Here is a 24278-nt window from a genome sequence, read left to right as displayed (position 1 = left end):
CGGGAGCCACGATTTGCTTGAAGTGACGCTGTCGCAACGTGAAGGAGAAGAGGCATGAGTTCGCTTTCGGCCACGATCCAGGACGTTTTCAACGAGCCGGGCTGCGGCAAGAACGCGAACAAGTCGGAAGCCGAACGCAAGAAGGGGTGCACCAAGCAATTGCAGCCCGGCGGCGCGGCCGGCGGTTGCGCCTTCGACGGCGCCAAGATCGCTCTTCAACCACTCACGGATGTCGCTCATCTCGTGCATGGCCCCATCGCCTGCGAAGGAAATAGCTGGGACAATCGCGGCGCGAAGTCCTCGGGCTCAAATCTATGGCGCACCGGCTTCACCACCGACATCAATGAGACCGACGTGGTCTTCGGCGGCGAGAAGCGGCTGTTCAAATCGATCCGCGAGATCATCGAGAAATACGATCCTCCGGCGATCTTCGTCTATCAGACCTGCGTGCCCGCGATGATTGGCGACGACATCGACGCCGTGTGCAAAGCGGCGCGCGAGAAATTCAACAAGCCGGTCATTCCGATCAACTCCCCGGGCTTCGTCGGGCCGAAAAATCTCGGCAACAAGCTTGCGGGCGAGGCGTTGCTGCAACATGTCATCGGCACGGAAGAGCCAGAATATACGACGCCCTACGACCTCAACATCATCGGCGAATACAATCTGTCCGGAGAATTGTGGCAGGTGAAGCCGCTGCTCGACGAGCTCGGCATTCGCATCATGGCCTGCATCTCCGGCGATGGAAAATATAAGGAGGTCGCCTCCTCGCATCGCGCCAAGGCCGCGATGATGGTCTGTTCCAAGGCGATGATCAATGTGGCGCGCAAGATGGAGGAGCGCTACGGCATCCCCTTCTTCGAAGGGTCCTTCTACGGCATAGAAGACAGCAGCGACTCATTGCGCGAGATCGCGCGCATGCTGATCGAACGCGGCGCGCCCGCTGAATTGATGGATCGAACCGAGGCGCTGATCGCGCGGGAAGAGGCCAAGGCCTGGGCGGCGATCGCCAAATACAAGCCGCGCTTCGAAGGAAAAAAAGTGCTGCTGATCACCGGCGGCGTCAAATCCTGGTCGGTCGTCGCTGCGCTGCAAGAGGCGGGTCTCGAACTTGTCGGCACGTCCGTCAAGAAGTCGACCAAGGAAGACAAGGAGCGCATCAAGGAGCTGATGGGCCAGGACGCCCATATGATCGAGGATATGACGCCGCGCGAAATGTACAAGATGCTCAAGGACGCGCGCGCCGACATCATGCTCTCGGGCGGCCGCTCTCAGTTCATCGCGCTGAAAGCCTCGATGCCCTGGCTCGACATCAACCAGGAGCGGCATCACGCCTATATGGGCTATGTCGGCATGGTGAAGCTCGTCGAAGAGATCGACAAGGCGCTTTACAATCCCGTTTGGGCGCAGGTGCGCAAGCCGGCGCCTTGGGAGAAATCCGGCGACAATTGGCAAAGCCGCGCGATGGCGCAGGCGGAAGCCGAGGCGGCGGCGCTCGCCGCCGATCCGGTGAAGGCGGAAGAGGTTCGCCGCGCGAAAAAGATCTGCAATTGCAAGAGCGTCGAGCTCGGGGTGATCGAAGATGCGATCCTCGCGAACCACCTCTCGACGGTCGAGGGCGTGCGCGACGCGACGAACGCCTCAGGCGGCTGCGGCGCCTGCGCCGTGCGCATCGAGGAAATTCTTGAGCAGATGGTCTCGGCCTCTCACGCGATCGCGGCGGAGTAACGCAATGGCGACCGTCACCGTCAGCAAGAAGGCCTGCTCGGTCAATCCGCTCAAGATGAGCCAGCCGATCGGCGGCGCCCTCGCGTTCATGGGGCTACGGGGCGCGATGCCGCTGCTGCACGGCTCGCAGGGCTGCACGTCGTTTGGTCTGGTGCTGTTCACGCGGCACTTCAAAGAAGCCATCCCGATGCAGACGACCGCGATGAGCGAAGTCGCGACGGTCCTCGGCGGCTACGAGAACGTCGAGCAGGCGGTGCTCAACATTTACAATCGCACGAAGCCGGAGATCATCGGCATTTGCTCGACCGGCGTCACCGAGACGAAGGGCGACGACGTCGACGGCTACATCAAGCTTATTCGCGAGAAGAATGCGGCGGTCGCACATCTGCCGATCGTCTATGTGTCGACGCCAGACTTTAAGGACGCCTTCCAGGACGGCTGGGAAAAGACGGTGACGCGCATCGTCGAGACGATGGTCGAGGCGCCAAAGAGCGCCGCACGGCGCGATCCGACAAAAGTCAACGTGCTGCCAGGCTGCCATCTGACGCCCGGCGACCTCGATGAATTGCGCACGATCATCGAGGATTTCGGCTTGGAGCCGACTTTTCTGCCCGATCTCGCCGGTTCGCTTGACGGCCACATACCGGACGATTTCACCCCGACGACGATCGGCGGCGTCGGCGTCGAAGAAATTTCGATGATGGGTCAGGCCGGCTGGACGATCGCGATCGGCGCGCAAATGCAGCGCGCCGCTGAAGCCATGGAAAAAAAGACCGGCGTTCCGTTCCGGATGTTTGAACGGCTGTGCGGCCTTGAGGCCAATGACGCGCTGATGGCGTTCCTGACGGACATCAGCGGCCGACCGGCGCCGATGAAATATCGCCGCCAGCGCGGCCAGCTCGTCGACGCGATGCTGGACGGTCATTTCCACATCGGCGGGCGCAAACTTGCGGTCGGCGCCGAGCCGGATCTCCTCAATGAGATCGGCGGGTTGCTGACCGAAATGGGCGCGCAACTTCTTGTCGCGGTGACGACCACGCAATCGCCGGTGCTCGAACGACTGCCGACGGAAGAGGTGCTGATCGGCGATCTCGAAGACCTCGAGAATTTGGCGAAGGCCAAGGACTGCGATCTGATGGTCACCCATTCGCACGGAAGGCAAGCGGCCTCTCGCTTGAAGATACCGTTCTTTCGCATGGGCATTCCGATGTTCGACCGTCTCGGCGGCGGCCATCAATTGATGGTCGGCTATCGCGGCGGGCGCGATCTGATCTTTGACATCAGCAATCTGTTGATGGCCGATCACGACGAAAACCACGAACCGACACCCGACAGCTGGCGTGATGGCGTCGGCTCGTCGCACGCCGCAACCTCGCACTAGGGGCGAAAACGGAGGCGCTATGAAAGTCGCATTCGCAACCCAGGATTTGAAACGCGTCGATGCGCATTTCGGCTGGGCCAAAAACATCGCGATCTACGAGATCGGACCGGAAGGTCACGAATTCGTCGAGGCCATCCAATTTGACGGCGATCTCAAGGAAGATGGCAATGAGGACAAGCTCGCGCCGAAGATCGACGCGATCAAGAATTGCGCCATTCTTTACGTCGCCGCGATAGGCGGCTCTGGCGCGGCGCGAGTCGTCGCCAACAACATTCATCCGATGAAGGTCAATCAGCCGGAAGCCATCTCAGACCTCCTGGACAAGCTCCAGGAAGTGTTGCGAGGCGTGCCGCCGCCATGGCTGCGCAAAGCATTGACCAAGGGAAAAGAGCGCGTGCTCGATTTCGAAGAGTGAGGAACGCCCATGTCTGAACCTACCGCCGTGCTCGAGAAAACTCCGGTCGCCGAGCTTCCGTTCATGAAGGAGCTCATCAAAGTCTGGCGCGCCCAGGACACGCATGGGACCTGGGAGACGAAGGGCGACCTCGATCTTTTGGCGCCCTACATCCTCGACAAAGAAGCGCGCCGCGCACTGCCGATCATCGGCGATCCCGACCCCGAGACGATCTGGCGTATGGAACTCTTCTTCAACGCCATCTCGCTCTCGATCGAGCGCGCCACGGGCGTCATGATCTCGCCTATGCTGAAGATGAGCCACGAGGGTTTCGGCCGCATGGTGCTGATCGGCGGACGCCTGATCGTCGTGAACAAGCAGCTTCGTGACGTGCATCGCTTTGGATTCGACAGCTTCGAGAAGCTCGCGGCGGAAGGCGACAAATATGTTCAGTCCGGTGTCGAGATGATCGAAAAATTCCCAGACGTCGCAAAATACTGAGGTGAGCGATGAGTGAGATCGACGATCTGAAGACCGAAATCAAAAAGCTTTCGGCAAAGGCCATGCAGGCCAAAATGGATCTGCATGATCTTTCGGAAGAGCTGCCGATCAATTGGCCCACCATCCCCGAGGTTGCGCAAAAGGCGCATGAAGCTTTCGCCGAGCTGGAGAAGAAGCGCGCGAAGTTGAAGTCCCTGGAGACGGTCTAACTCGAGAAAGAAAGCATACGGCCATGTCACAAGCGACGCGCGATGGGCGCGATTGGTGTCCAGAATACCTTGTTGCGATCGATCCCGGTAAATGCATCGGTTGTGGACGCTGTTTCAAGGTGTGCGGTCGCGACGTGATGACGCTGAAAGGTCTGAACGAAGACGGCGAACTGGTTGCGCTGGACGACGATGAGGACGAAGAAGTCGAAAAGAAAATCATGGTGATGAATGACACCGGCGCCTGCATCGGCTGCGGTGCCTGCGCGCGCGTGTGTCCGACCAATTGTCAAACGCATGCGGCGGAAGACGTCGCGCTGGTTTGAGTAGAAAAAATGCGAGCCTCCGTCGAGGAGGCTCGCAACGCCAATCGTGAATTGCGCTACTCGATGCCCTGCTCGCGGGCCTTCCACATGGCGGCGATGCGAAAGCGCTCAGCGATCGCGATTGGATCGGCCAGCATCATCGCCTGAGCGTCGGCGAGCGCCTTCCTGACGATCGCCGTCTCTTCCGCGTTCAGCGCCACGCGGCCGGCGACATGGGTCGCGTCCGGCATGATCGACCAGATTTTACGCTTCGCGGGGTGCATCTTCACCTCGGTGAGATCGACCGCTTCGAGAGCGCCGTCAAGATAGAGCGCAAAGCCTTTCACTTCGAGTTTTCGTCCATCTTCAGTGATCTTCACGAGAGTCGTCATCGTCACTCTTCCTGTTGCGCGAGCCAGCCATAGCCGCCCTGATCCCAAAGTTGGGCGAGCAGCTTATCTGCATTCCAATTGGGAAATTGGAGCTTCAATTCGTCGTAGTCCTTGAGAAAGCGCGCGGCGTCGTCGTCGCGCAATTCGGCGATCATTCCGTCGGCTTTGTTGTGGAGTGTGAAGCGCGTCCGATCGGCCGCGGTGGAGAGAGTATATTCGTCTCCCGTTTCGAGCTCATGGTCATCGCCAACGCTCACGCGCTGCACTCCTTCTTAAGCCGCCACCGCCGCTTGTTCGGCGCGTTCCCACTCCGCCCAGGATCCGTCGTAGACGGCGACATCGGCCCGTCCGAGGAGATAAAGCGCCAAGGCGTCCATGCAGGACGTCATGCCCGACGCACAGGTGGCAACGATCGGCTTGCCAAGATCGACGCCGGCTGCTTCGAACCGCGCGCGCAATGCCTTGGAGTCGAGGAGCACGCCTGTCTGCGGATCGACCAGATCGGCCCAAGGCACGTTCACGGCGCCCGGAATATGTCCGAGTTTCTTGAAAGGAAAGACGTCGGCTTGCGAGCCGTCGAATTTGCCCGGCCCGCGCCCATCGACGATCTGCGCGCCGCCGTTCGCGACAGCGCTCTTCATCTGATCAAAATTCCGGACGAGTTCCGGCTTGAACGTCGGCGTGAAGGTCCTGGGTTGCGGACGCACCGGCGACATTTCGGTTGGATGTTTGGCGGCGACCCATTGGTTGAATCCGCCGTCGAGCATTGCGACGTTGTCGTGGCCGAAGACGCGGAACATCCACCACACGCGCGCCGCCGCCGAACCGCCGAAGAGCCGGTCGTAGACGATCACGCGGTCGCCGTCGCCAACGCCCAGCAGTCCGACCTTTTTGGCGAAGTCCGCTGCATCCGGCAACATGTGTGGCAGATCGGAATTCGGATCGGCGATGTGATCGACGTCGAAATGTACGGAGCCCGGCAAATGCCGGCCGCGATATTGATTGCGGCCGTCGAGATTCGTGCTCGGATGATGCCATGTGCAGTCGAGAATGCGAATGTCGCCGTCGCTCAGATGCTCGGCTAGCCATGCCGCGCTGACGAGCGCGCCGGTCAGGGGTTCAGCCATCGGTCGGACCTCTTGTCTGCAAGTTCACAATGTCGCGCGTCGCCATGCGTCACGGGGCGATGGGAAGCGGATAGCCGGAGCGCGGACGCGTGCCGTAATAGTCGGGCCGCTCCGGCCAGTCGCCTTGCTTGATGATGAATTTGACAACCTTCACCGGGGCGCCGGGCGAGCAGGAGACCTCGGCGAATTTGATTTCACGATCGCCGCTGCCCGCGGAAAAATCCGCGACCACCGTGCCGTCGGCCTTGCGTGCGCGCGCAAATCCGGGCGTGCCGGTCGTGGACGCCGGCACGGAATCGGCGACGAACAAGGGCGTCTCAACGCCGTCGGTGGAGGGACCAAACGCCGGCGAGGCGAACGTAAAGGCCGCCAGCACGCCACTGCGGTCGACCGCTATGTTCGCCGTCGCGGGGCGCGCGACGGAGTAGACGGTCAACGTGCCGCCGCTCAGCAATTCCTTCAACTCGTCCGGCGAGCAGTTGGCGAATTCGTTGGCCAGATTCATCTTCGACTCCTTAGCTGTGCAACTCCAGCCGGGAGGTTCAAGTTTCGTGCCATGACGTCCGATAGCTCAGCCGTTCGCGCGTCGCCGAGAATCTTGCACAGTAATTGCTATCCCCTGCATCGAACAGGGAGCGGACGACGCATCATGTTGGACGTGGCGATCATTGGCGGCGGTTTATGCGGGTTGGCGCTGGCGCGAAAGCTCCACCTGCGCGGACAAGACGTCGCGATCTTCGAGGCGCGCGATCGCCTTGGCGGGCGCATTCTCACGGTTGCGCGCGGCGACGGCGGCGGTTTGGACCTTGGCCCAACCTGGTTTTGGCCGAAGACGCAGCCGTTGATCGCGCAACTCGTCAAAGAACTTGCGCTGCCGGACTTCGCGCAGCATGACGAGGGCGCCGTGCTGCATTTGCGCGAGGCTGAAAAAAGCGCCGAACGCATCGAAGACAAGCGTCTTTACGACGACGCGCGGCGTCTGCACGGAGGGATGACGATCTTGGCCGAGGCTTTGGCCAGCGCACTGCCGGCGGCGAGCATACATCTCGGTCACGAGCTTGCGAGCCTGCGCGATTGCGGCGACCATGTCATGCTCGCTTTCAAGACAGGCGAAGAACCCATGGAGATTGCGGCGCGCCGCGTCGTACTCGCTCTGCCGCCGCGCTTGCTGCGCGAGACCGTTCGCTTCACGCCGCCTTTGGAAGAGGCGACGGACCAAGCCATGCTTGGCGCCGAGACCTGGATGGCGGCGCAGGCGAAGGTTGCAATGGAATATCGCGACGCCTTTTGGCGCGAGCAGAGTCTCTCCGGCTCCGCCTTCGTCACGCATGAACAAGCCGTGATCGGCGAGATCTTCGACGCCTGCGACACGGCGGCGGGTCTTCATGCGCTCGGCGGCTTTCTTGCCCTCAACGCCGACTTGCGCGAGGCCTTCGGCGTGGGGCTGCCGGTGTTGCTTGAGAGTCAAATCTGCAATGTCTTCGCTCGCAATGTCGAACCATTGCACATTCACTATCAGGATTGGGCGAAAGAGCGACTAACGTGCAGCGCGGCCGACCGCGCGCAGCAGGGTGGCGACGGTTCGCATGACGTGGCGAACCCACTCTTGCGCCAAGCGCTGTGGGATAAGAAGCTCTTTTTCGGCGGCTCGGAAACCGCGGCGCGCAACGCCGGTTATCTGGAAGGCGCTTTGGACGCCGCGAGACGCATCGAGCGCGTCTTGGCGGCGATCGAGGCGAAAAAGGCGACCTCCGGCGACGCCCTGTTAGACGATATGTCGGGGAACGAGGCGAGTCTGGCGCGTTTTTCCGCTTGGGTGGACGCGCGCGCCGACGAGGTTTTCGAAAATTATCGCCGGCGGCTCAACCGCGCCCTGGCGTCGCAAGAGCGCGACAATCTCACGCAGGTGGCCGTGCTCGGGGCGATGGAGGAGGTGTTCCAACAGGCGCTGAACCTGTTGGCGACGCTTCCCTTCGACATGGACGACGTCGTGATCGAACGCGGCCGCACGGCGCTGACGCCGCGCATCCAAAAGCCTTTTGGCGACTTGCTGCAGTCGATCATGGACGACGTGGTCGCCTTCAACCAAACGTCCTGCGCCCTTTCCAACTTCCCGGGCGAACATAAATTGTCTCAGGACTACACCCGGGTCATCATGCAGGACATCGCCGCTGCCTGGCGGGAATTTTCGCTTGCGGCGAATGGGCTATTGCTGGCGAAGCGGCGCGAGGCGCAGAGGCAGGAGGTGTCGCAATGAGCGAGCAGGAAACGACGATCGAGCAGGATGGGGCGGCGCCGGACGTCGTCGTCTACGCCTTTTGCGCGATGAGCGACATTCCGAGTCAGAAGGCGCGCGGCTTCAACCTCGTGCGGCTCGACGACAACGGCGAAGAGAAGCCGTTCCCGATCGTCGTCGTGCGCTGGGGCAAGCAAGTGTTCGGCTATCTGAACAAATGCCCGCACGACGGCGTCAATCTCGACTGGGAGCGAAATACATTCCTCGAGCCTAATTACGGACTGCGCTTGATGTGCGGCAAGCACGGCGCCCTGTTTGAGCTTGGCACCGGCATATGTATCGAGGGTCCGTGCAAGGGACGCGGCCTCGTTCCGGTCGATCTCGTCATCGTTGACAACGACATCTGCGTCGTCGGCGTCAAACTAGCTGAGGATGTCGACGAAGACGCCGAGGAAGGGGAATGTGCAGGCGAATGAAGCGGGCGGGATCCGCCCCCACCTTTCCACTCAGCGGAAAGGTCGCGTCGATGCGCGGAGCTGGGAAGGGTAAAGGCCGCGATTCCCGCGGCGTCCTCTCAACCATCGCGATTGAAACGGTCCTTGGCGCGCGCCTCTCGTGAAAAGCGACTCCACCGTCTTTTGCGGCGCGCTCTAGCGCAGTGGACAAGAGCGGCAGGCGCCCGGGGCCGGCTTCAACCGCCGACCCCCGGGTCCATGGTGCGAGCGCGTCAAACCGGCCGGTTTTCGTTGCGGTTTTTGACCGGCTCCATACGCTCGACGCCCTGCTGATATGCGATGATTTCGTAAGCGTCGTTGAACTTCAGCGCGGTGTCGAGAAGAACGTCGAGCTTGCCGCCGGTGTCGAGCTTCTTGATGTCATTCTTGTCGACCATGGCGAGATCCATCATCTCCTTCCACACCGTCGACTCGTCGCAGGGCAGCACGTTGTAGGTGATCTCGCCGAGCTTGACGCGGAATTTCGCGAGCAGATCGATATTGTTGCAGAACATGAAATAGGCGCCAGTCGGCGAGAGGAGATCGCCGATCACTTCGTGGGCCGTTTCGAGGTAGGCGAAATTATGCAGATAGCCGGCGAGGATCGGGATCGTCGCTTCGCCTTCGTTCGCGAAGGTCAGCACCTGCTCGATGGAAAAATCCGGCGGGCGCTTTTCGTCGGCGACCTGCTCCTGAAATTTGAGCGCGATGTCGCCCCGAAAACCGAAGCGCCCCGGCTTGCCGGTCGGCCCCTTAAGCACTGCGTTGAGCAGGCGGCCCTCCCGATCCAGCCGAGCAAGGGCAGTCTTCTCAATTTGAGTCATCGACAGTTCTCCGCTTTGCAATCCTTACGCAGCATCCGCGCGGGGGATCCTTCGTTACGGCACGCCTCATGCAAAAACTTCGCCGCAGTTTCGAAGCGTCGAAGAGGCGATCGGCGCGACGGAAGCGACACGGAGCGGTGGGCAATGTGCGAAACATGACAAAACCACCCGATATTCCGGGGCTCGCGGCCCGTTTAGTGCGCGATTGTCGCGGCACATGAATTGCTTTGGTTGAGGCAGCCGCATTTGGATACTGGAAGAGCGACATGATCAACCTGACCGACAGCGCCCTAAATGCAGTGCAGACGGCCATTTCCAGCGCCGCCGATCCCGTCGATGGGCTGAGGATCATGGTGGAGGCCGGCGGCTGCGCTGGCTATCAATACAAAATGGGCCTCGTGCGCGAAGCCAGTCCCGACGACACGGTGATTGAGCGCAGCGGGGTCAAGGTGTTCATTGACAACACCAGCCACGAACTCCTGACGGGCACGACCATCGACTATGTCGTCGCGGTGCAAGGCTCGGGTTTCACCTTCGACAATCCGAACGCGCAATCGAGCTGCTCCTGCGGTAAGTCGTTCGGATAATTTCGGCCCGACTTCACAATTCATGAGGGCGCGTCCGCGGGACTGCGTTGCGGAGGACGAAGCGATGTTGCACGAAAATCAGAAGAACGAAGAAGCTGGCCAGATCGAAACGGCTCCGTCGCCGGAGCGCGAGCAGGTCATTCGCGCCGTCATCGACGAGATTCGTCCCAATCTGCGCCGCGACGGCGGCGATTGTGAGCTCATCGAGATCTGCGGCAACAAGATCATGGTGCGACTGACGGGCGCCTGCGTGCTCTGCAAGTTGAGCAGCGCCACGCTCGAGGGCATCCAGGCCAAGCTGATCGAAGAGCTCGGCGAATTCGTGCGGCTCGTGCCTGTGCCGGGTGCTGCGGCGCGTCTTTGAGCGAGAGTGTCGATGCGGCGCGTCTATCTCGACAATAACGCGACGACGCGCACCGACCCCGAGGTCGTGGCGAAGATGATGCCGTTTTTCAGCGAGGAATTCGGCAACGCCTCGTCATCACACGGCTTCGGCGTCGAGGTCTCGGGCGCGGTCCGGGAGGCGCGGCGCAGCGTACAGGCGCTGCTCGGCGCGGCGCATGATCACGAGATCGTGTTCACCTCAGGCGGTACGGAATCGGACAATGCGGCGATCTTGGCCGGGCTCGCGGCGCGCGAGGGTCGCGACGAGATCGTGACCACCGCCGTCGAGCATCCGGCGATCCTGTCGCTCGTCGAACATCTGCAAAAGACTCGCGGCGTCACCGTGCATCTCATTGGCGTCGACGCGCGCGGGCGCATCGATCTCGACGCCCTTCGCGCAGCGCTGGGGCCGAAGACGGCGATTGTCTCGGCGATGTGGGCGAACAACGAAACCGGCACGCTGTTTCCCGTCGAAGAGCTGGCGCGTCTCGCGCATGAGGCAGGCGCTTTGTTTCATACCGACGCTGTGCAGGCGGTCGGCAAGATTCCGATCGATCTGAAAACGACGCAGATCGATTTCCTTTCGCTGTCCGGGCATAAGCTGCATGGCCCGAAGGGAATTGGCGCGCTTTATGTGCGTAAGGGAACGAAATTCGCTCCGTTCCTTCGCGGCGGCCACCAGGAACGGGCGCGCCGCGGCGGGACGGAGAATACGCCGGGGATCGTTGGACTGGGCGCCGCCGCCGAATTGGCGCGATTGCGCCTGCAAGAAGACGCCGTCCATATCGCGGCCTTGCGTGACAGGCTCGAGGCCGGCGTGACGCAGCGGATCGAGCAGTGTCAGATTTCCGGCGACGTCGACAATCGGCTCGTCAACACGTCCAATATCGCCTTTTCCGACATAGAGGGCGAAGCGATATTGACCCATTTGGATCGTGCCGGCATCGCCGCCTCAACCGGCTCGGCCTGCACAGCGGGATCGACCGAGCCTTCGCATGTGCTGCGCGCGATGAACGTGCCGGAGGAGGCCTTGCATGGCGCGATACGCTTCTCCCTGTCGCGAGAAAACACAATCGAAGAGATCGACGATGTGCTGGAGACGCTGCCCGGCATCGTCGCCAAGTTAAGGGAAATCGCGCGGGCCTCGCGCCATACGGAAGCGCAGCTGCTCTCGAACTAGCGCGGGCGCGATGACCGCGCCAAAGGAGTCGATGTAATGAAGATCATGATCCGTCGTTCGCCAGAGACCGGCTTGTCGATCTACGTCCCCAAAAAAGACCTGGAAGAGCCGATCGTCGAAACCGAGCACGAGAGTCTGTGGGGCGGCTGGATCAAGATCGCCAACGGCTGGATTCTCGATCTTCCCGAAATGGCGGCCGGCACTTCGCTTCCGATAACGGTCAATGCGCGCAAGCGCGGCGAAGGGGAGTGAAGCGATGAACGCGCCATTTGACAGCTATGTCCTCCTTGAAGGCGAGAAGGCCGAGGAAGCGCTCGCCAAAATCGCCGCTGAGCTGAAGACGGGGACCGTTATCCCCTATATCGGTCCTGGGTTGACGCAGCTCTCGCCAACCGAGGTGCCGATGACGCCCGAGGCGCTCGCCGCATTTTTCGGGACCAAAGTGGCGCTGCCAAAGCGCGCCAAGGGCAACGCCTGGGCAAGCGCGCAGCACATCGAGAACATGAAGCATCGTTCGACCGTCTCGACATTGATGTCGCAGGCGTTCAACGACAGCATCGCGCCGACGCCGCTGCACGTCTACCTTGCGTCGCTGCAGCTGCCGATGATCGTTGACAGCTGGTACGACGCGACGATGCGTTCGGCGCTCGAAGGCCGTAGCGACTGGGGCGAGATTCAGGGCATCACCCGCGCCGGCATCGGCGAGGACCGCTGGTACCGGTTCTACGAAGCGGACGGAACGGAAACCACCAAGGAAAAAGCCGACGCCTGGAAGACCGTCCTCTACAAGCCACACGGCAGCATTGCGCCCGCCAAGAATTTTCTGATCTCCGATGCGGATTACGTCGAGGTGCTAACAGAGATCGACATTCAGACGCCCTTGCCGGAGGCGGTAAAGAATCGCCGGTCTGAGCGCAGTTTCCTGTTTGTCGGTTGTCGCTTCCACGATCAATTGTTGCGCACGTACGCCCGGCAGATCATGAAGCGCTCGACGACGACGCATCACGCCATCGTCGATCCGGCCGTGTTGACGAAAAACGAGCTGAAGTTCCTCACGATCCAGGGAATCATACCGATCGCGCTGCCCATCGATCGTGCTTGCGAGATCCTGATCCGCTAAGGGATCGTTACCTTATTCTCACGCTTGGCGCGGCGGCGGGCGAGCCTGCCAAAGCGCTAGGTGATTTCGCGCGCGCGCCGGCGTAAGATGCATGGCCGAAACTGCCGTCGCGCCTTCAACGCAGAAGCGTAGCCAAACAAATTTCGACCGATGTTGCATTTTTTACATTCATTCTTGACTGCCATGTCTCGCTTGTCGGCAAAGGTACAGGCCTGCAGCCCCTTTTCGGTTGGCCTCTTCACACTACAGCGTGGCACGCATGTTGCCTCTTGTCCGGCGAAGCGACAAATGCGGCTTTGCGGTTCCGTAACGCAGTTCGACGGCGCCGACTCAGGTCGATGACGAGACGATTCCCGGCGGCTTGAGCAGCGTGCAACTGCAGGCCGACACCACGGAAGAAGACAGCGATGAGCAACATCGTTCGCGACAGTGAAGTTTGTGAACTGACTGCGCCGCCCGTCTTTTCCTTCGGCGAGAAAGTGAAGGCGAAGCGCACGATCCGCAACGACGGGACATACGCCGGTAAGGAGATCGGCGAGGTTCTCGCCAAGAAAGGCGAGGAAGGCTACGTCGTGAGCATCGGCACCTTTCTCCAACAATTCTATATCTACGGGATTGAGTTCACCGAAAGCGGCAATCGCGTCGGCATGAAGCGCAAGGAACTCGAGTCGGCTAATCCGCGCGATGACGTCGATCTCCCGCTGCCTTGAGGAGTGTGAACGTGTTCGAACCACGAATGCCGAAATATCAATGGGGTCAGCGAGTGAAGACGCTCGTCGATCTGGTCAATGATGGGAGTTATCCCGACGAGAAACCGGAGGCGCTGCTCGTCGCCAACGGCGGTTTGGGCGAAATCGTGCAGGTCGGATCGCATACTGATACGAATACGCCGATCTATCTCGTTGAATTTCCCGACGGCCGTGTCGTCGGTTGTCTCGAGGAAGAGATCGCGCCCTTGTAAGAGGAGCGATGGCGAGCATGCGATCGACGGTCACGACACTCGGTGGCGCCGCATCGGCTCAGCCGAATGAATTCGACTACAAGCGCATCGTGCGCGCCTTGGAACAACGGCGTCGCTACCGCTATGTCACGCCAGTCGTGACGAAAACTGCGAACGGCTATCGCATTCAGAGCCCGTGTTGTTCGCGGAACGTCGATCCGGACGGCGGCGTCATCGACATCGCCTTGGTGCTCTTCGACGAACGCAAAGGCAATTGGCGCCTTCTTCGCAAGGACCATGCAATCGGCGTGTGGGAGCTGGACAGCGAGTTTCCACGTCTTGCGGAGTTGCTCGACCATCTCAAGGAAGACGCCGAGCGGCGCTTCTGGCAGTGAGTTCGATCTCGACAGAGGATAGATCATGGCGATCAGCGATGTGGAATTGACGGAGATCGAAAGACTGCTCGGGGCCGAAGCAACGCCGGCGCTGTCGGAGCTGCGCGCCAAATTTTCTCATCTCTCCTGGACGCGCTGCGACGTGTCGGACGTGATCGAAACGCCCTTCCGCAGCTTCACGTCCTGCGACGTGCATTTGCTCGACGGCGCCGATCACTGCGTGACGGTTACCGACGATCCGGCGCGCGCCACCGGCGTTATCGTCGCCTTTCGGGGGAGTTTGCGATGAATGCGCGGGCCCAAGTGGACGATAAACTCGAAGCGAAGCCGCCGGTTCCCGCTGAGGCCTTGGGCGGCGATCTCATCCCCCTTTCCGACCCCGACATCACGCTCGACGACATTGCCGCGGTCGAGGCGGTGCTGCGTTCCAGCCGCTTGTCCAGCGGCCCGGTGATGGAGGCTTTCGAAGGCGCCTTCGCCGCCTATCTCGGGCGCAAATACGCTGTGGCGACCCCAAGCGGCACGATGGGGCTGCTGCTCGCGCTCGCCGCGTACGAGATCGGTCCGGGCGATGAAGTGATCGCCTCGCCGCATTCCTTCCGCGAAACCGTGCATGCAATCGCGCTTGCCGGCGCCAAGCCGGTGTTCGCCGACATCGACTATTGGTCCGGCGTCATCGCGACCGGAAAAATCGAGGCGCTGATCACCGACAAAACGCGCGCGATCGTGGCGAGCAACACCAACGGCCATCCGGCGCAATGGGCGGAGCTGCGCGACATCGCAACCAAGCATCGGCTCGTGCTGCTCGAAGACTCCACCGAAGCAATCGGCTCCAAATACAAGGGCGCGCTCGTCGGCACGTTCGGGGACGCCTCGGTGTTCGATTTCTCGCAGCCGGGGCCGCTGGTCTGCGGCGAAGGCGGCATGGTGGTCACCGACGACATCGACGTCGCGGTGGCGATGCGGCGCTTCCGCGCGCATAGACCGAGCGAGCGAGCGTCGGTCGTGGTGGGCTCCAGCGCGCCCTATCAGGCGGCGATGAGCGACATGAGCGCGGCGCTGGGCTTGGCGCAGCTGCAAAGGCTCGAAGAAATCCTCGAGAAGCGTAAGCTCATCGAGCACTACTACTTCAAGCACGTCAAATCCTTCGAAGGCATCAAGGATCCCTTCATCGGGCCAGAGGTCGATGAAGTGCACTGGTTCCTTTACGTCGTTCACCTCGGCACGCGCTTCAGCAAATCCAGCCGGGACTCGATCGTCGAGGATTTGCTCGTCGAAAAGGTGGAAGCCGCCGCCTACAGCAATCCCTTGCATACGCAACGGCGCTATTTCGACTACGGCTATCGTCGCGGCAGCTTTCTCGTCGCCGAAAAGGTTTCGGACCGCGCCGTCGCGATGCCTTTCCACGTCCATCTGCAAGAGCGCCAAATCGCATTCATCGTGCAGACGATGAAGGAAGCGTCGATCAATGTCGGCGCGGGCGCCGCCATTTACTAATCGTCCAAATGCCAACCAGGAGTATCGAAATGCCGACCGTAACCATCATGCCCTCCGGAAAGACGGTGGACGCCGCCGAGGGCGCGACCTTGCTGCAGATCATCATGTCGAGCGGCGAGGAGATCAATCACAAGTGCGAAGGAAAAGCGCAGTGCGGCTCGTGTCACATCTACGTGCATGAAGGCCGCAAAGGGATTTCGAAGATCGCGCGCGAAGAGAACGAAAGGCTGGACACCATCGTTGGCATCGGCTCGAAGTCCCGCCTGGCGTGCCAGGCGAAGATTCTCGGCACGGAAAACGTCAAGGTCGAGCTGCTCGGCTTCGCGTCGGGCTTATAAGGGAGGAGGGAGAAATGTCTTCCGACATCGTCATGCTTCATGTCCGCTTTGCGCCTGACGGCGGCGTCGTTGAAATCAGCGAGCGGCCGACGCCAAATTCCGCACAGGCTTGGTTCGACTGGGTCAGTCTGAACGCGCCCGACGGCTATCAGGCGCTTTCTGGCGGTCGTGGCGTGTTCCGCATTACGCGCGACAAGCTCGAAGAACTGCGCGCGAGCATCGCCGCCAACACTGCGGCGGCCTGATTCGGCCGATCGCTTCGCGTAAAATAATCCCTTCCGCGAAGGACGCATTGCGGAAGGGAAGCTTGGTTTCAGGTCAGGAAAGTTTCGGCGAAACGGGCGCGCTTTTCGGCCGTATCGAGTCCCTTCGCAAGGGGCCATTTGTTGTCGTAAAAAAGCGAATTGACGGCGCGGCTGACTTCCTTGCCACGCAAATACCAACGCACCACGCCATCGGGAAAAATCACCGCGGGGCCGTCTTCGCGATGCACGATGCCGTCTTCGACGTTGATCTGCGTCCCGGCGTAGAGGTAGCAGCCGGCAAGGCGCGAAAGATCATCTTGATTGCGTTCGTCAACCTGGAGCATGACCACTTTTCGCCTCCGCTGAAAGCCATCGATTCCTACGACGAAGCAATAATCGCGCTTGGCGGAGGGTTCGGCAAGAATAATGCTTGTTCGCGCCTTGAACGCTGCGCGAGGAAGGATGTTCTCTTTCAGACATTGTCGCGCTCCGAAATTTCCGCTCTGGAGCACGATGTGCCTACGAGGGAGCGGATAGACGATGACGGAGATTTTGGCATGCAGGGCGATGTGAATCTCTACGTCATTTGCGCGCTTGACAGTCTGGAGCGCGGCCAGGCGGCTCCCTTCACCCTGTCACGCGTCACGGATGAAGGAGAAACGCGCCCCTTTTCGATTTTCGTCGTTCGGACGGAAAACGATCAATGCGTGGGCTATGTGAACATCTGCCCGCACCAGGGCTCCTGGCTCAACATCGGCGACGGCAGATTCTTTAGCGAGGACGGTCAAAGATTACGTTGCGGCAGGCATAAGGCCGAATTCGACGTAGAAACGGGTGTGTGCGTCACGGGGCCATGCGTGGATAAAATGATTGAGCCCGTCGCGCTCGTCGTTATGGATGGCGATGTGTGCCTGTGTGGCGTCAAACTCGCCGAAGAAGAAATTTCCGACGACGACGATCTGGACGAAACGATGGAGATCATGATCCATCCAGGCTAAGTGGCGCAGCGGATGGAACGTATGAAAGGCGCACGATGACCGTGGCTGAATTGATCGTGAAATTGGCGGAGTTGCCGCAGGAGGCCGTTGTGCTGATCGACAGCGACGGCGGGCTTTCTCGCGTCAGCGGATTGGACTTCGTCGAGGGCCAGGGGCCAGGCGCGCCGGCGGAAGTCATCCTCGCGCCGAGTCTCGACGAATGAAGGTTGGCCTCCCGGCTGTCGCCTGAGCTTTCATTCGGGATTCGCTGAAGTTTCTTCGTGCAGCGGTATCCCAAAGAATGCCTCGTCGTCGCCGCCCCATGCCTTATGCAGCGCGAAAGCCTCGCGCCACCGGATTTGCTCGGTTTCCGTCGCCGCGCGATGGGTCACTTTCCCAGCGGGCTTTTCGGCGAGAAGAAACGCTTTACCGTTGCGCAAGAATCGATTGAGGTCCTTCGTGTCGATCGGGCGCACAACGCAGCGCGGGTCTTCATCGATCAGAATGGTCGTCGGCAGCATGAGCGTAGCTCCCGTTGCGATGGATCAAAAACCTTCCGCCTTGCTTCCCCAAGGATGCGACCCGGGGACGAGCGACGCCTTGATGCCCGCCTTTTCAATGTCGGCGAGGGTTTTGTAATAGGTGCCTTCATGCATAAGCGCGCCGCTCTTGGTCATGATCGCCACATAGCGCGCCACTGTATCGGCTTCGCATAGATAGCCGCCTCCTGGATCGCTCGTTCTACGCGCGTTGCCGTCCCAGTCGATGAAAAAGCCTTCGACAGCCATGTTCCCTCTCGCGTTGATGTTTGAATCCCTCTCGCCGGAGGGCAGCAAGTTTCTTGCCAATGCCTTCGGCGCTGCAGCGGGAACGAGACTTGCTTGCAAAAGGCATGTTCGCGCGCAATGCACTCAAGCGCGCAATCGAAGGAGAAACCGGTGGCTGACCTCGCGCATAGAAATGCATCGCTTGACGACATGAAAAACCTTTGGGCCTTGATGCGGCAAACGGCTGCCGACATTCCGTGTTCGATTGAAAGCGAAAGCGATCAGGAGCGGGCGCTGACGGAAATCATGAAGTGCTGCACGGCCGAATTCTCGCCGGTTATTCTCGATGCGAAGCGTAATGTCGTCGGGGCCTTATTGGCGCGTCGCGATGAACTCGATTGGGGTCTGCGCAACACTGAAACAATCAACGTCTCGCTGGCGGCGGTGTCCGCCGACCATCGCGAGAACGGCGCATTCAAAGTGCTGATCGACGCGATATTGAAGCGCAATGTGCCGGTCTATGTCGAAGTGAAAGCCGGCGACGCGCAGGGGTTAGCTGCGGAACTCAAAGGCTGCGGCTTCTCCTTGACGAAGACGGAAGAGGGCGCGGAACTCTACAAATGGGAGCCGATGGCGGAAGCCAAAGCCGCCTGAGATCGCTTTCAAAGCGTGGTGCGGGCGCGTCTCGCGCCGCGCTCTAGGCCCCTTCGTCTTGCGCTCCATAATCGGCGTAGGCTTTTTCCAGCAAGGCGACACAGGTCTTTAGACGCTGATACTCCGCCTTGTCGACCAGGACATTCTCCGCATCCGACGCCGGGCCGGGCGTTGGCGGCTTGGCGGCCTGGATCGCCTCGAACATAGCGGCTTGCAGGCGGAAGATGCGCTCGCTGGCGCGTTCGAGATAGGGCAGCGGATTGGCGCGAATATTCGCCTCATGCAGCGCGTCGAGTTCCAGCAATTTTCCGAAGCGCCGCTCGGTGAGGCGGTTCGACAAGCCGAAATCATGTTCGATGACGCTCATGATCGTCGCTCCTTGTTGGCCGGATCTTTTGGCCAGAAGTTCTGATGGGCTTCAATCCTTGCATCACAGCGCGCAACGCATGGCTCGTCAATTGCACGGGTAGGGCGCGTCGCTGAGACAGTGTGGTTTTGCAAGGCGCGCGCCAAACGAGGAGCCGGCGGATGAACCAACTCTATGCCATTTGTCAGACGGGCGAGATCGAGGACGGCGACGCCACGGGCTTCATTCTGATGCGGATCGAGGAGACCGGCGAGCCAAAGCCCTGGCCGATCCTGATCACGCGCAAAGGCAATAATTTCTATGGTTTCGAGAACGCCTGTCCGCATAAGGGCGAGCGTCTCGACTCGGAGCCAGGGCATTTTCTCGACGAAGAAGGGAATTTCCTCACCTGTGGCCATCACCAGGCGCAGTTCGATCTCGACACGGGACATTGCTTCATCGGTCCCTGCCAGGGCAAAACGTTGCAATCCATTCAAATCGTGATTGACGACGGCGACGTTTGCCTCACCGGCGTGGAGCTCGCAGAGGAGGATGGGCTGGGTCTCGAAGAGCCGGACGAGGCTCCCGAAGTCATGATCACGTCTGACTGAGGCGACACCGCCAGCGTCGATCATGCTTATGGGCGGAGCGTTCGAGAAGGCGCCGCCTTCCTGCATCACATTGACGGCCGTGCGCCGGTGTTGCGCGAGGATTCAAACCAACCGCGAAACGACGAACCCTTCGTCGTAACCTCGTAATCAAAAGTTTGTCGGGCGCGTTCGTTGGACGACGGCGCCGCATGCGCCAAGGCGCTTGCGGCGAAGCGCGTCCTCACGCGTCCGGCGGACCCATGTCGTCGCCGCTCTTCTTCTTTTTCTTGTCGACCTTGGCCTGCGCATAGGAGCCGGAGTTCTTCAGTGCGATCGGCTTCTGACCCTCGACATATTGCGAGATCCAAAACAAAGTGCGCTCGCGCGCCGATTGCGCGGCGGCTTCGTTGAAACTCTCCGCGGCGTCGAAATTGAAGCCGTTGCGGGCCTCGGGATAGGAGAAGGCGCTTACGTCGGGTCGTTGGGCGCGAAATTGGACGATGTCTTCCATCGGCAACGACGGATCATTCTCGGGCAGGTGCAGCAGCGTCGGAATTTTCCGCTTCACCCAACGTTCCTCTGAAATTCCGGCCGGATAATAGCTGATCGCACAGGCGACGTCGCTAAGACGATTGGCCGAAACATAGGCGAGATAGCCGCCCCAGTCATAGCCGACGATCGCCACCTTGCCTACGCCCTTCACGGCGTCGACAGTGGCTTGAATATCTTGCAAGGCGGTCGTGACGGAAGCGCCGTCGCTCTCGCCCTCCTGAGGCGCAAGCGCTGGCGCGATCGCGACATAGCCCTCAGCCGCAAAGCCTTCGACTTCCTTTTGCAGATGTGGCGTGACGCCGTAGACGTCCGGCAGCACGACGACGGCGCCCTTGGGAGCCTCGGTGGGTTCGGCTCGATAGGCGGAGAAACTGCGCCCATCTCCGGAAGTGAGTTCGATCATGATGGCCTCGATGTGCAGCAAAGTGACGGAAGCTCTCGAACGAGAGACGGCGGAATCATGTCACGCCTGCACATCCCATTGCGAATATCATGCCTGCATGACGAGACGCATCGTTCGACGTTTCGCCAAGCGGCTCTCGGCTCAGGAGTCGAAAAATCCCAATTCCAGCTTCGCTTCGTCGCTCATCATGCTCTGATGCCACGGCGGATCGAACACGAGATTAATTTTTACGCTCGCCACTCCATCGACCGCATCGACAGCCTTCTTCGTCATCCCGACCATTTCGCCGGCGACGGGGCAGCCCGGCGCCGTCAACGTCATGTCGATGTCGATGTCGCGTCGATCGATAACGTCGATGCGATAGATCAGTCCCAGATCGTATATGTTCACCGGAATTTCCGGGTCGAACACGGTCCGCAGCGCAAGGACGACTTCCTCATAAAGCGCCTGCGCCTCGGGCGAAGAATCGCTGCGGCCGACGCGACTGTTCGGCTCGGAAAGCTGTGTCATGTCGCTTCGTGGTTCCATCTGAGTATCCTGCATGGCGCGAGCCGCGTTCGCGACTGCTCAGTGCAAACCAGCAAGTAAGGCGCCAGTCAGCATTGCTGAGGCTGGACTGAAATTTGCAATCATTCCACGTCCACGGTCCGCGGCGTCATGGTTGAGCGCCTTCGTTTACGAAGCGCATTTCTCACAGAGCGCCGTGTTACAATCCTCACAAAGGCTCGGTGCAGTATGTCGGATACGCCTGAAGAAGAATTTGAGCTGCCTCAACTTTACAAGCGACATGTCTTTGCTTGTTTCACGCAGCGGCCGCCGAACCATCCGCGCGGCAGCTGCGGCTCGCTCGGCGCGCAGCCGCTTTGGGAGCGGCTCGGCAAGCGCGTCGAAGCGGACGGCGGCGGCGAGATCGGATTCACCTCCGCGGGGTGCATGGGGTTTTGCTCAGCGGGACCCCTGATGGTGGTGTATCCCGAAGGCGTCTGGTATCGGCCGACGACGGCCGAAGACATTGATGAAATTTACGACTCGCATCTCAAGGGCGGCAAGCGCGTCGATCGCTTGGTGATGATCTTGTCGCGCTGAGCACGCCTGAGTGTTCAAGACACCGCGCTGGAGGCCGCGAGCAACTCGCGCGCCTCCGCGTGGATGCGCCCCACCATCGACTTGAAGCCGTTGGAGCGCTGCGGCGTCAGATGTTCGCGTAGGCCGAGACGCTCGAATAACGCGACAGGATCCGCCTTCAGGATTTCCGCGCCGGTCTTGCCGGAGCAGAGCGCCAGCAAGATTGCAACGAGGCCGCGCACGATATGCGCGTCGCTGTCGCCACGGATCATCAACGCCGGTTCGCCGCCGGTTGCGTCGGAAATTGTCGTCGCCAGCCAGACTTGGCTGGCGCAGCCGGAGACTTTATTTTGATCGTTCTTCAACGCATCGGGAAGCGGCTCGAGCATTTTGCCAAGTTCGATGACATAGCGGTAGCGGTCTTCCCAATCGTCGAGCAGCGAGAAGTTTTCGATGATGTCGTCGATCGTCGTCATGTTTCGACCATTCCTTCAGCTTTGGGCCGATCGCGGCGCTGGCGCGACGCGACGCGCAGTACTTTCAGGCATTCGATGTTCGCCGCGAGATCAAGCGCCGAAAATCCATCGACGTTCTCTTCCAGGGGATCTGCGCCAAGCGCCAGCAAGAGCGTCACGACCGCGGTCTTGCCTGCGGAAGCTGCATAGATCAGCGCCGTCGAGCCGTCGGGATTGCGATGATGGACATTGGCCCCGGCGGCGGCGAGCAAGTCGATGGCCTCCACGCTGTCCTGCTTGCACGCCAACCATACCGAATTGTTGCCATCGCGCGTCAAGGCGTGGAGATCCCCGCCCTCTGCGATGATTTCGCGCAACACCGGGACGTTCGCCTCGGCCGCAGCTCGAAGAAGCGGCGTGAGGCCGTCGGCGCCGACGGCGTTCACGCCTTCCGATCGAAAGCCTTGCGTCGTCAACCATTGTGTCAACTGCGGGGTAATGCCGTCACTCCATCGCAGCGCCGACGAGACGTTGGCGTATTGACTAAAGCAGTCCTAATTGCACGAGCGGCTTGGCGCCGCCGCGCCCGAGCACGGTGTCAACCTTCTGCCGCACATTCTCGATCTTCAGCGGTTTCACCAATATGCCATGCGCGCCATGTTTCATGGCGTCCACCGCAACCGCCTCGTCGGCTTTATCGCAGACGATCAATATGCGCACGCCGGCGAAACGCTCCGCCAATTCCTTAAGGATCGACACGCCGTTGCTCTTTAGAAAGGAAGCGCCGAGCAGGACGACGTCCGGCTTCAGCCAACCGACGCCCTTGTCATAGGCTTCTTGGATACTGGCGATTTCGTGGGTTTCGATCTCGTCATGCAGCATGAACTGAAGCGCGGCGCGCACGATCTCGTCTTCGTCGAGGACGAACACCCGCCGTTGATCGACCGCCTTCGCGGTTTCGACGCCAATCTGCATCCCTGCTCCTTTCGAAGATACGCCGCTAAATGCCGTGCAGAAGATAAGAAGCAAGCTCTGTTCCAGATGTCGCGGGCCAACGAGCGGGTGCGATGTTCTGTTCACAACAAATGTCGTGACTGTCGGCTTCCTTCACATAAGCAGCCGATGTGGGATGCGCTCATCGATTGATCAAATCACAATAAATCAATGAACTAGCCACTAATGCCGCACTGGCACGGCCGTTGCTACCTGTCGAATGCGAGTGAGGGCTGAACGCACGCCTACGTTACGCCGAGCGATGTGTTCCTTCCCATAACCCGCGACCAGTTTCTGATGCATAGGAACTGCCCAGTAACTCTGGGTAGCTGTCGAAGGGCTCAAGAGGAGACAGACATGTCGTCACTACGGCAAATCGCATTTTATGGCAAAGGGGGCATCGGCAAGTCGACGACGTCCCAGAACACGCTCGCCGCTCTGGCCGAGATGGGTCATCGCATTTTGATCGTCGGCTGCGATCCGAAGGCTGACTCGACGCGCCTCATCCTGCACGCCAAGGCACAGGACACCATCCTGAGCCTCGCCGCCAATGCAGGCAGCGTCGAGGATCTGGAAATTGAAGAGGTGATGAAGGTCGGCTATCGCGACATTCGTTGCGTCGAGTCGGGCGGACCGGAGCCTGGAGTTGGCTGCGCGGGCCGCGGCGTCATCACCTCGATCAACTTCCTCGAGGAGAACGGCGCTTACGAGGACATCGACTATGTGTCCTACGACGTGCTCGGCGACGTGGTCTGCGGCGGTTTCGCCATGCCGATCCGCGAGAACAAGGCGCAGGAAATCTACATCGTCATGTCCGGCGAGATGATGGCGATGTATGCGGCCAACAACATCTCCAAGGGCATTTTGAAATACGCCAATTCCGGCGGCGTGCGGCTGGGCGGTCTGGTCTGCAATGAGCGTCAGACCGACAAGGAGCTGGAGCTTGCGGAAGCTCTGGCGAAGAAGCTGGGCACGACGCTGATCTACTTCGTGCCGCGCGACAATATCGTGCAGCACGCGGAGCTTCGCCGCATGACGGTGCTGGAATATGCGCCGGAGTCGCAGCAAGCCACCCACTATCGCAACCTTGCGGTGAAGATCCACGCCAACCAGGGCAAGGGCATCATCCCGACGCCGATCACGATGGACGAGCTCGAAGACATGCTGATGGAGCACGGCATCATGAAGGCGGTCGACGAGAGCCA

At 60.5% G+C, this 24278-nt stretch carries 40 protein-coding genes; 26 read left to right on the top strand and 14 right to left on the bottom strand.

Translation table 11 applies throughout. The annotated features are described in order from the left end of the window. Positions 1 to 54: 54 nt before the first annotated feature. From nifE to fdxB, 6 genes are read left to right on the top strand one after another with little or no spacing between them, the layout of a single operon-like run. Positions 55 to 1725 carry a nitrogenase iron-molybdenum cofactor biosynthesis protein NifE gene (gene nifE, locus HUN39_RS08720; RefSeq protein WP_175094065.1) on the top strand — a complete coding sequence of 557 codons (1671 nt, stop codon included), beginning with the start codon at positions 55 to 57 and terminating at the stop codon, positions 1723 to 1725. Positions 1726 to 1729: 4 nt separating this feature from the next. Beyond that, positions 1730 to 3106: a nitrogenase iron-molybdenum cofactor biosynthesis protein NifN gene (nifN, locus tag HUN39_RS08715; protein WP_175094064.1), complete on the top strand. Its 1377-nt coding sequence runs from the start codon at positions 1730 to 1732 to the stop codon at positions 3104 to 3106. Positions 3107 to 3125: 19 nt separating this feature from the next. Then, on the top strand, positions 3126 to 3521 hold the full coding sequence (nifX, locus tag HUN39_RS08710; RefSeq protein ID WP_018406761.1) for a nitrogen fixation protein NifX: 396 nt from the start codon (positions 3126 to 3128) through the stop codon (positions 3519 to 3521). Between the two features lie 9 nt (positions 3522 to 3530). Then, positions 3531 to 4001 (top strand): NifX-associated nitrogen fixation protein, encoded by a 471-nt coding sequence (locus HUN39_RS08705; protein WP_175094063.1) that lies wholly within the window; start codon positions 3531 to 3533, stop codon positions 3999 to 4001. An 8-nt stretch (positions 4002 to 4009) separates the two neighbouring features. Beyond that, positions 4010 to 4210 (top strand): CCE_0567 family metalloprotein, encoded by a 201-nt coding sequence (locus HUN39_RS08700; RefSeq protein ID WP_175094062.1) that lies wholly within the window; start codon positions 4010 to 4012, stop codon positions 4208 to 4210. A gap of 23 nt (positions 4211 to 4233) precedes the next feature. Then, positions 4234 to 4533 (top strand): ferredoxin III, nif-specific, encoded by a 300-nt coding sequence (gene fdxB / locus HUN39_RS08695; protein ID WP_026222705.1) that lies wholly within the window; start codon positions 4234 to 4236, stop codon positions 4531 to 4533. Positions 4534 to 4589: 56 nt separating this feature from the next. Here the strand turns inward: fdxB and HUN39_RS08690 are convergent, their stop codons facing one another. The 4 genes from HUN39_RS08690 to HUN39_RS08675 are packed head-to-tail and all read right to left on the bottom strand — an operon-like array spanning position 4590 to position 6536. Next, the gene (locus tag HUN39_RS08690) at positions 4590 to 4904 is read right to left on the bottom strand and encodes a hypothetical protein (RefSeq protein WP_175094061.1); all 315 of its coding nucleotides are present in this window, start codon (positions 4902 to 4904) and stop codon (positions 4590 to 4592) included. A 2-nt stretch (positions 4905 to 4906) separates the two neighbouring features. Next, positions 4907 to 5161 (bottom strand): hypothetical protein, encoded by a 255-nt coding sequence (locus HUN39_RS08685; protein ID WP_232365998.1) that lies wholly within the window; start codon positions 5159 to 5161, stop codon positions 4907 to 4909. Positions 5162 to 5176: 15 nt separating this feature from the next. Continuing rightward, positions 5177 to 6031, bottom strand: a complete 855-nt coding sequence (locus HUN39_RS08680; protein ID WP_175094059.1) for a sulfurtransferase — start codon at positions 6029 to 6031, stop codon at positions 5177 to 5179. Positions 6032 to 6080: 49 nt separating this feature from the next. Next, on the bottom strand, positions 6081 to 6536 hold the full coding sequence (locus HUN39_RS08675) for a hypothetical protein (protein ID WP_175094058.1): 456 nt from the start codon (positions 6534 to 6536) through the stop codon (positions 6081 to 6083). A gap of 144 nt (positions 6537 to 6680) precedes the next feature. On the opposite strand from HUN39_RS08675, the gene HUN39_RS08670 reads away from it, so the two are divergent. Together HUN39_RS08670 and HUN39_RS08665 are read left to right on the top strand one after the other, a co-directional pair. Then, positions 6681 to 8288: a flavin monoamine oxidase family protein gene (locus HUN39_RS08670; RefSeq protein ID WP_175094057.1), complete on the top strand. Its 1608-nt coding sequence runs from the start codon at positions 6681 to 6683 to the stop codon at positions 8286 to 8288. Then, positions 8285 to 8743 (top strand): Rieske (2Fe-2S) protein, encoded by a 459-nt coding sequence (locus tag HUN39_RS08665; RefSeq protein WP_175094056.1) that lies wholly within the window; start codon positions 8285 to 8287, stop codon positions 8741 to 8743. The genes HUN39_RS08670 and HUN39_RS08665 overlap by 4 nt, the downstream gene beginning before the upstream one ends. 251 nt (positions 8744 to 8994) lie before the next feature. Here HUN39_RS08665 and HUN39_RS08660 read toward each other — a convergent pair whose 3' ends face one another. Next, complete coding sequence (locus tag HUN39_RS08660) at positions 8995 to 9585, bottom strand: hypothetical protein (RefSeq protein ID WP_175094055.1); 591 nt, start codon at positions 9583 to 9585, stop codon at positions 8995 to 8997. Between the two features lie 266 nt (positions 9586 to 9851). Here HUN39_RS08660 and HUN39_RS08655 point away from each other — a divergent pair, with 266 nt between their 5' ends. From HUN39_RS08655 to HUN39_RS08600, 12 genes are all read left to right on the top strand, one after another. Next, positions 9852 to 10172, top strand: a complete 321-nt coding sequence (locus tag HUN39_RS08655; RefSeq protein ID WP_014892118.1) for an iron-sulfur cluster assembly accessory protein — start codon at positions 9852 to 9854, stop codon at positions 10170 to 10172. 64 nt (positions 10173 to 10236) lie between these two features. After that, a complete protein-coding gene (locus HUN39_RS08650) occupies positions 10237 to 10536 on the top strand; it encodes a NifU family protein (protein WP_175094054.1) in 300 nt (99 codons plus the stop codon). A 12-nt stretch (positions 10537 to 10548) separates the two neighbouring features. Further along, complete coding sequence (gene nifS / locus HUN39_RS08645; RefSeq protein WP_175094053.1) at positions 10549 to 11736, top strand: cysteine desulfurase NifS; 1188 nt, start codon at positions 10549 to 10551, stop codon at positions 11734 to 11736. Between the two features lie 36 nt (positions 11737 to 11772). Continuing rightward, a complete protein-coding gene (gene nifT, locus HUN39_RS08640) occupies positions 11773 to 11988 on the top strand; it encodes a putative nitrogen fixation protein NifT (RefSeq protein WP_175094052.1) in 216 nt (71 codons plus the stop codon). 4 nt (positions 11989 to 11992) lie between these two features. Continuing rightward, complete coding sequence (locus HUN39_RS08635; RefSeq protein WP_175094051.1) at positions 11993 to 12856, top strand: SIR2 family NAD-dependent protein deacylase; 864 nt, start codon at positions 11993 to 11995, stop codon at positions 12854 to 12856. A 407-nt stretch (positions 12857 to 13263) separates the two neighbouring features. After that, positions 13264 to 13566 (top strand): nitrogen fixation protein NifZ, encoded by a 303-nt coding sequence (locus HUN39_RS08630; RefSeq protein WP_014892123.1) that lies wholly within the window; start codon positions 13264 to 13266, stop codon positions 13564 to 13566. An 11-nt stretch (positions 13567 to 13577) separates the two neighbouring features. Beyond that, positions 13578 to 13817, top strand: a complete 240-nt coding sequence (locus HUN39_RS08625) for a nitrogen fixation protein NifZ (protein WP_026222711.1) — start codon at positions 13578 to 13580, stop codon at positions 13815 to 13817. Positions 13818 to 13825: 8 nt separating this feature from the next. After that, entirely contained in the window at positions 13826 to 14191 is a 366-nt protein-coding gene (locus tag HUN39_RS08620; RefSeq protein WP_232365997.1) for a DUF3024 domain-containing protein, read from the top strand. A 25-nt stretch (positions 14192 to 14216) separates the two neighbouring features. After that, positions 14217 to 14480, top strand: a complete 264-nt coding sequence (locus HUN39_RS08615; protein WP_175094050.1) for a hypothetical protein — start codon at positions 14217 to 14219, stop codon at positions 14478 to 14480. Further along, positions 14477 to 15688, top strand: a complete 1212-nt coding sequence (locus tag HUN39_RS08610) for a DegT/DnrJ/EryC1/StrS family aminotransferase (protein ID WP_175094049.1) — start codon at positions 14477 to 14479, stop codon at positions 15686 to 15688. Before HUN39_RS08615 ends, HUN39_RS08610 begins: the two co-directional genes overlap by 4 nt. A 29-nt stretch (positions 15689 to 15717) precedes the next feature. Next, positions 15718 to 16026: a 2Fe-2S iron-sulfur cluster-binding protein gene (locus HUN39_RS08605; RefSeq protein ID WP_109024514.1), complete on the top strand. Its 309-nt coding sequence runs from the start codon at positions 15718 to 15720 to the stop codon at positions 16024 to 16026. Positions 16027 to 16040: 14 nt separating this feature from the next. Continuing rightward, a complete protein-coding gene (locus HUN39_RS08600) occupies positions 16041 to 16271 on the top strand; it encodes a hypothetical protein (protein WP_175094048.1) in 231 nt (76 codons plus the stop codon). A 68-nt stretch (positions 16272 to 16339) separates the two neighbouring features. On the opposite strand, the gene HUN39_RS08595 is transcribed toward HUN39_RS08600, so the two are convergent. After that, a complete protein-coding gene (locus HUN39_RS08595) occupies positions 16340 to 16615 on the bottom strand; it encodes an aldehyde dehydrogenase (protein ID WP_210266909.1) in 276 nt (91 codons plus the stop codon). Positions 16616 to 16828: 213 nt separating this feature from the next. Between HUN39_RS08595 and HUN39_RS08590 the strand changes: the two genes are divergently transcribed. Then, on the top strand, positions 16829 to 17269 hold the full coding sequence (locus tag HUN39_RS08590) for a Rieske (2Fe-2S) protein (protein ID WP_175094046.1): 441 nt from the start codon (positions 16829 to 16831) through the stop codon (positions 17267 to 17269). A gap of 41 nt (positions 17270 to 17310) precedes the next feature. Further along, complete coding sequence (locus HUN39_RS08585) at positions 17311 to 17472, top strand: hypothetical protein (RefSeq protein ID WP_162137822.1); 162 nt, start codon at positions 17311 to 17313, stop codon at positions 17470 to 17472. Positions 17473 to 17502: 30 nt separating this feature from the next. Here the strand turns inward: HUN39_RS08585 and HUN39_RS08580 are convergent, their stop codons facing one another. Both HUN39_RS08580 and HUN39_RS08575 read right to left on the bottom strand, forming a co-directional pair. Continuing rightward, complete coding sequence (locus HUN39_RS08580) at positions 17503 to 17769, bottom strand: hypothetical protein (protein ID WP_175094045.1); 267 nt, start codon at positions 17767 to 17769, stop codon at positions 17503 to 17505. 24 nt (positions 17770 to 17793) lie between these two features. Next, positions 17794 to 18036 (bottom strand): hypothetical protein, encoded by a 243-nt coding sequence (locus tag HUN39_RS08575; RefSeq protein ID WP_175094044.1) that lies wholly within the window; start codon positions 18034 to 18036, stop codon positions 17794 to 17796. Positions 18037 to 18186: 150 nt separating this feature from the next. Between HUN39_RS08575 and HUN39_RS08570 the strand changes: the two genes are divergently transcribed. Beyond that, positions 18187 to 18669: a hypothetical protein gene (locus HUN39_RS08570; protein ID WP_332310737.1), complete on the top strand. Its 483-nt coding sequence runs from the start codon at positions 18187 to 18189 to the stop codon at positions 18667 to 18669. Positions 18670 to 18712: 43 nt separating this feature from the next. Here the strand turns inward: HUN39_RS08570 and HUN39_RS08565 are convergent, their stop codons facing one another. Next, positions 18713 to 19036, bottom strand: coding sequence for a hypothetical protein (locus HUN39_RS08565; RefSeq protein WP_175094042.1), 324 nt, complete (start codon positions 19034 to 19036; stop codon positions 18713 to 18715). Between the two features lie 161 nt (positions 19037 to 19197). Here HUN39_RS08565 and HUN39_RS08560 point away from each other — a divergent pair, with 161 nt between their 5' ends. Then, complete coding sequence (locus HUN39_RS08560) at positions 19198 to 19626, top strand: Rieske (2Fe-2S) protein (RefSeq protein ID WP_175094041.1); 429 nt, start codon at positions 19198 to 19200, stop codon at positions 19624 to 19626. Between the two features lie 220 nt (positions 19627 to 19846). Here the strand turns inward: HUN39_RS08560 and HUN39_RS08555 are convergent, their stop codons facing one another. Next, positions 19847 to 20560, bottom strand: a complete 714-nt coding sequence (locus tag HUN39_RS08555; RefSeq protein WP_175094040.1) for a dienelactone hydrolase family protein — start codon at positions 20558 to 20560, stop codon at positions 19847 to 19849. Positions 20561 to 20701: 141 nt separating this feature from the next. Next, the gene (locus HUN39_RS08550) at positions 20702 to 21070 is read right to left on the bottom strand and encodes an SUF system Fe-S cluster assembly protein (protein WP_124740198.1); all 369 of its coding nucleotides are present in this window, start codon (positions 21068 to 21070) and stop codon (positions 20702 to 20704) included. A gap of 225 nt (positions 21071 to 21295) precedes the next feature. Here HUN39_RS08550 and HUN39_RS08545 point away from each other — a divergent pair, with 225 nt between their 5' ends. Then, on the top strand, positions 21296 to 21646 hold the full coding sequence (locus tag HUN39_RS08545; protein WP_014892140.1) for a (2Fe-2S) ferredoxin domain-containing protein: 351 nt from the start codon (positions 21296 to 21298) through the stop codon (positions 21644 to 21646). A gap of 14 nt (positions 21647 to 21660) precedes the next feature. On the opposite strand, the gene HUN39_RS08540 is transcribed toward HUN39_RS08545, so the two are convergent. The 3 genes from HUN39_RS08540 to HUN39_RS08530 all read right to left on the bottom strand — a co-directional run bounded on the left by HUN39_RS08540 (position 21661) and on the right by HUN39_RS08530 (position 23055). Further along, a complete protein-coding gene (locus tag HUN39_RS08540; RefSeq protein WP_109024332.1) occupies positions 21661 to 22101 on the bottom strand; it encodes a SufE family protein in 441 nt (146 codons plus the stop codon). Continuing rightward, positions 22098 to 22556: an ankyrin repeat domain-containing protein gene (locus HUN39_RS08535; RefSeq protein WP_232366014.1), complete on the bottom strand. Its 459-nt coding sequence runs from the start codon at positions 22554 to 22556 to the stop codon at positions 22098 to 22100. Before HUN39_RS08535 ends, HUN39_RS08540 begins: the two co-directional genes overlap by 4 nt. 67 nt (positions 22557 to 22623) lie before the next feature. Beyond that, on the bottom strand, positions 22624 to 23055 hold the full coding sequence (locus HUN39_RS08530) for a response regulator (protein ID WP_175094038.1): 432 nt from the start codon (positions 23053 to 23055) through the stop codon (positions 22624 to 22626). 375 nt (positions 23056 to 23430) lie between these two features. Here HUN39_RS08530 and nifH point away from each other — a divergent pair. Beyond that, positions 23431 to 24278: nitrogenase iron protein (gene nifH / locus HUN39_RS08525; protein ID WP_175094037.1), on the top strand; the 848-nt coding region annotated here is incomplete at its 3' end.

Origin of the sequence: Methylocystis silviterrae, from assembly GCF_013350005.1 — a bacterium.
Classification (GTDB): domain Bacteria; phylum Pseudomonadota; class Alphaproteobacteria; order Rhizobiales; family Beijerinckiaceae; genus Methylocystis; species Methylocystis silviterrae.
The sequence above is the reverse complement of the archived record's forward strand: the minus strand, read 5'-3'. Positions and strand labels throughout refer to the sequence as shown.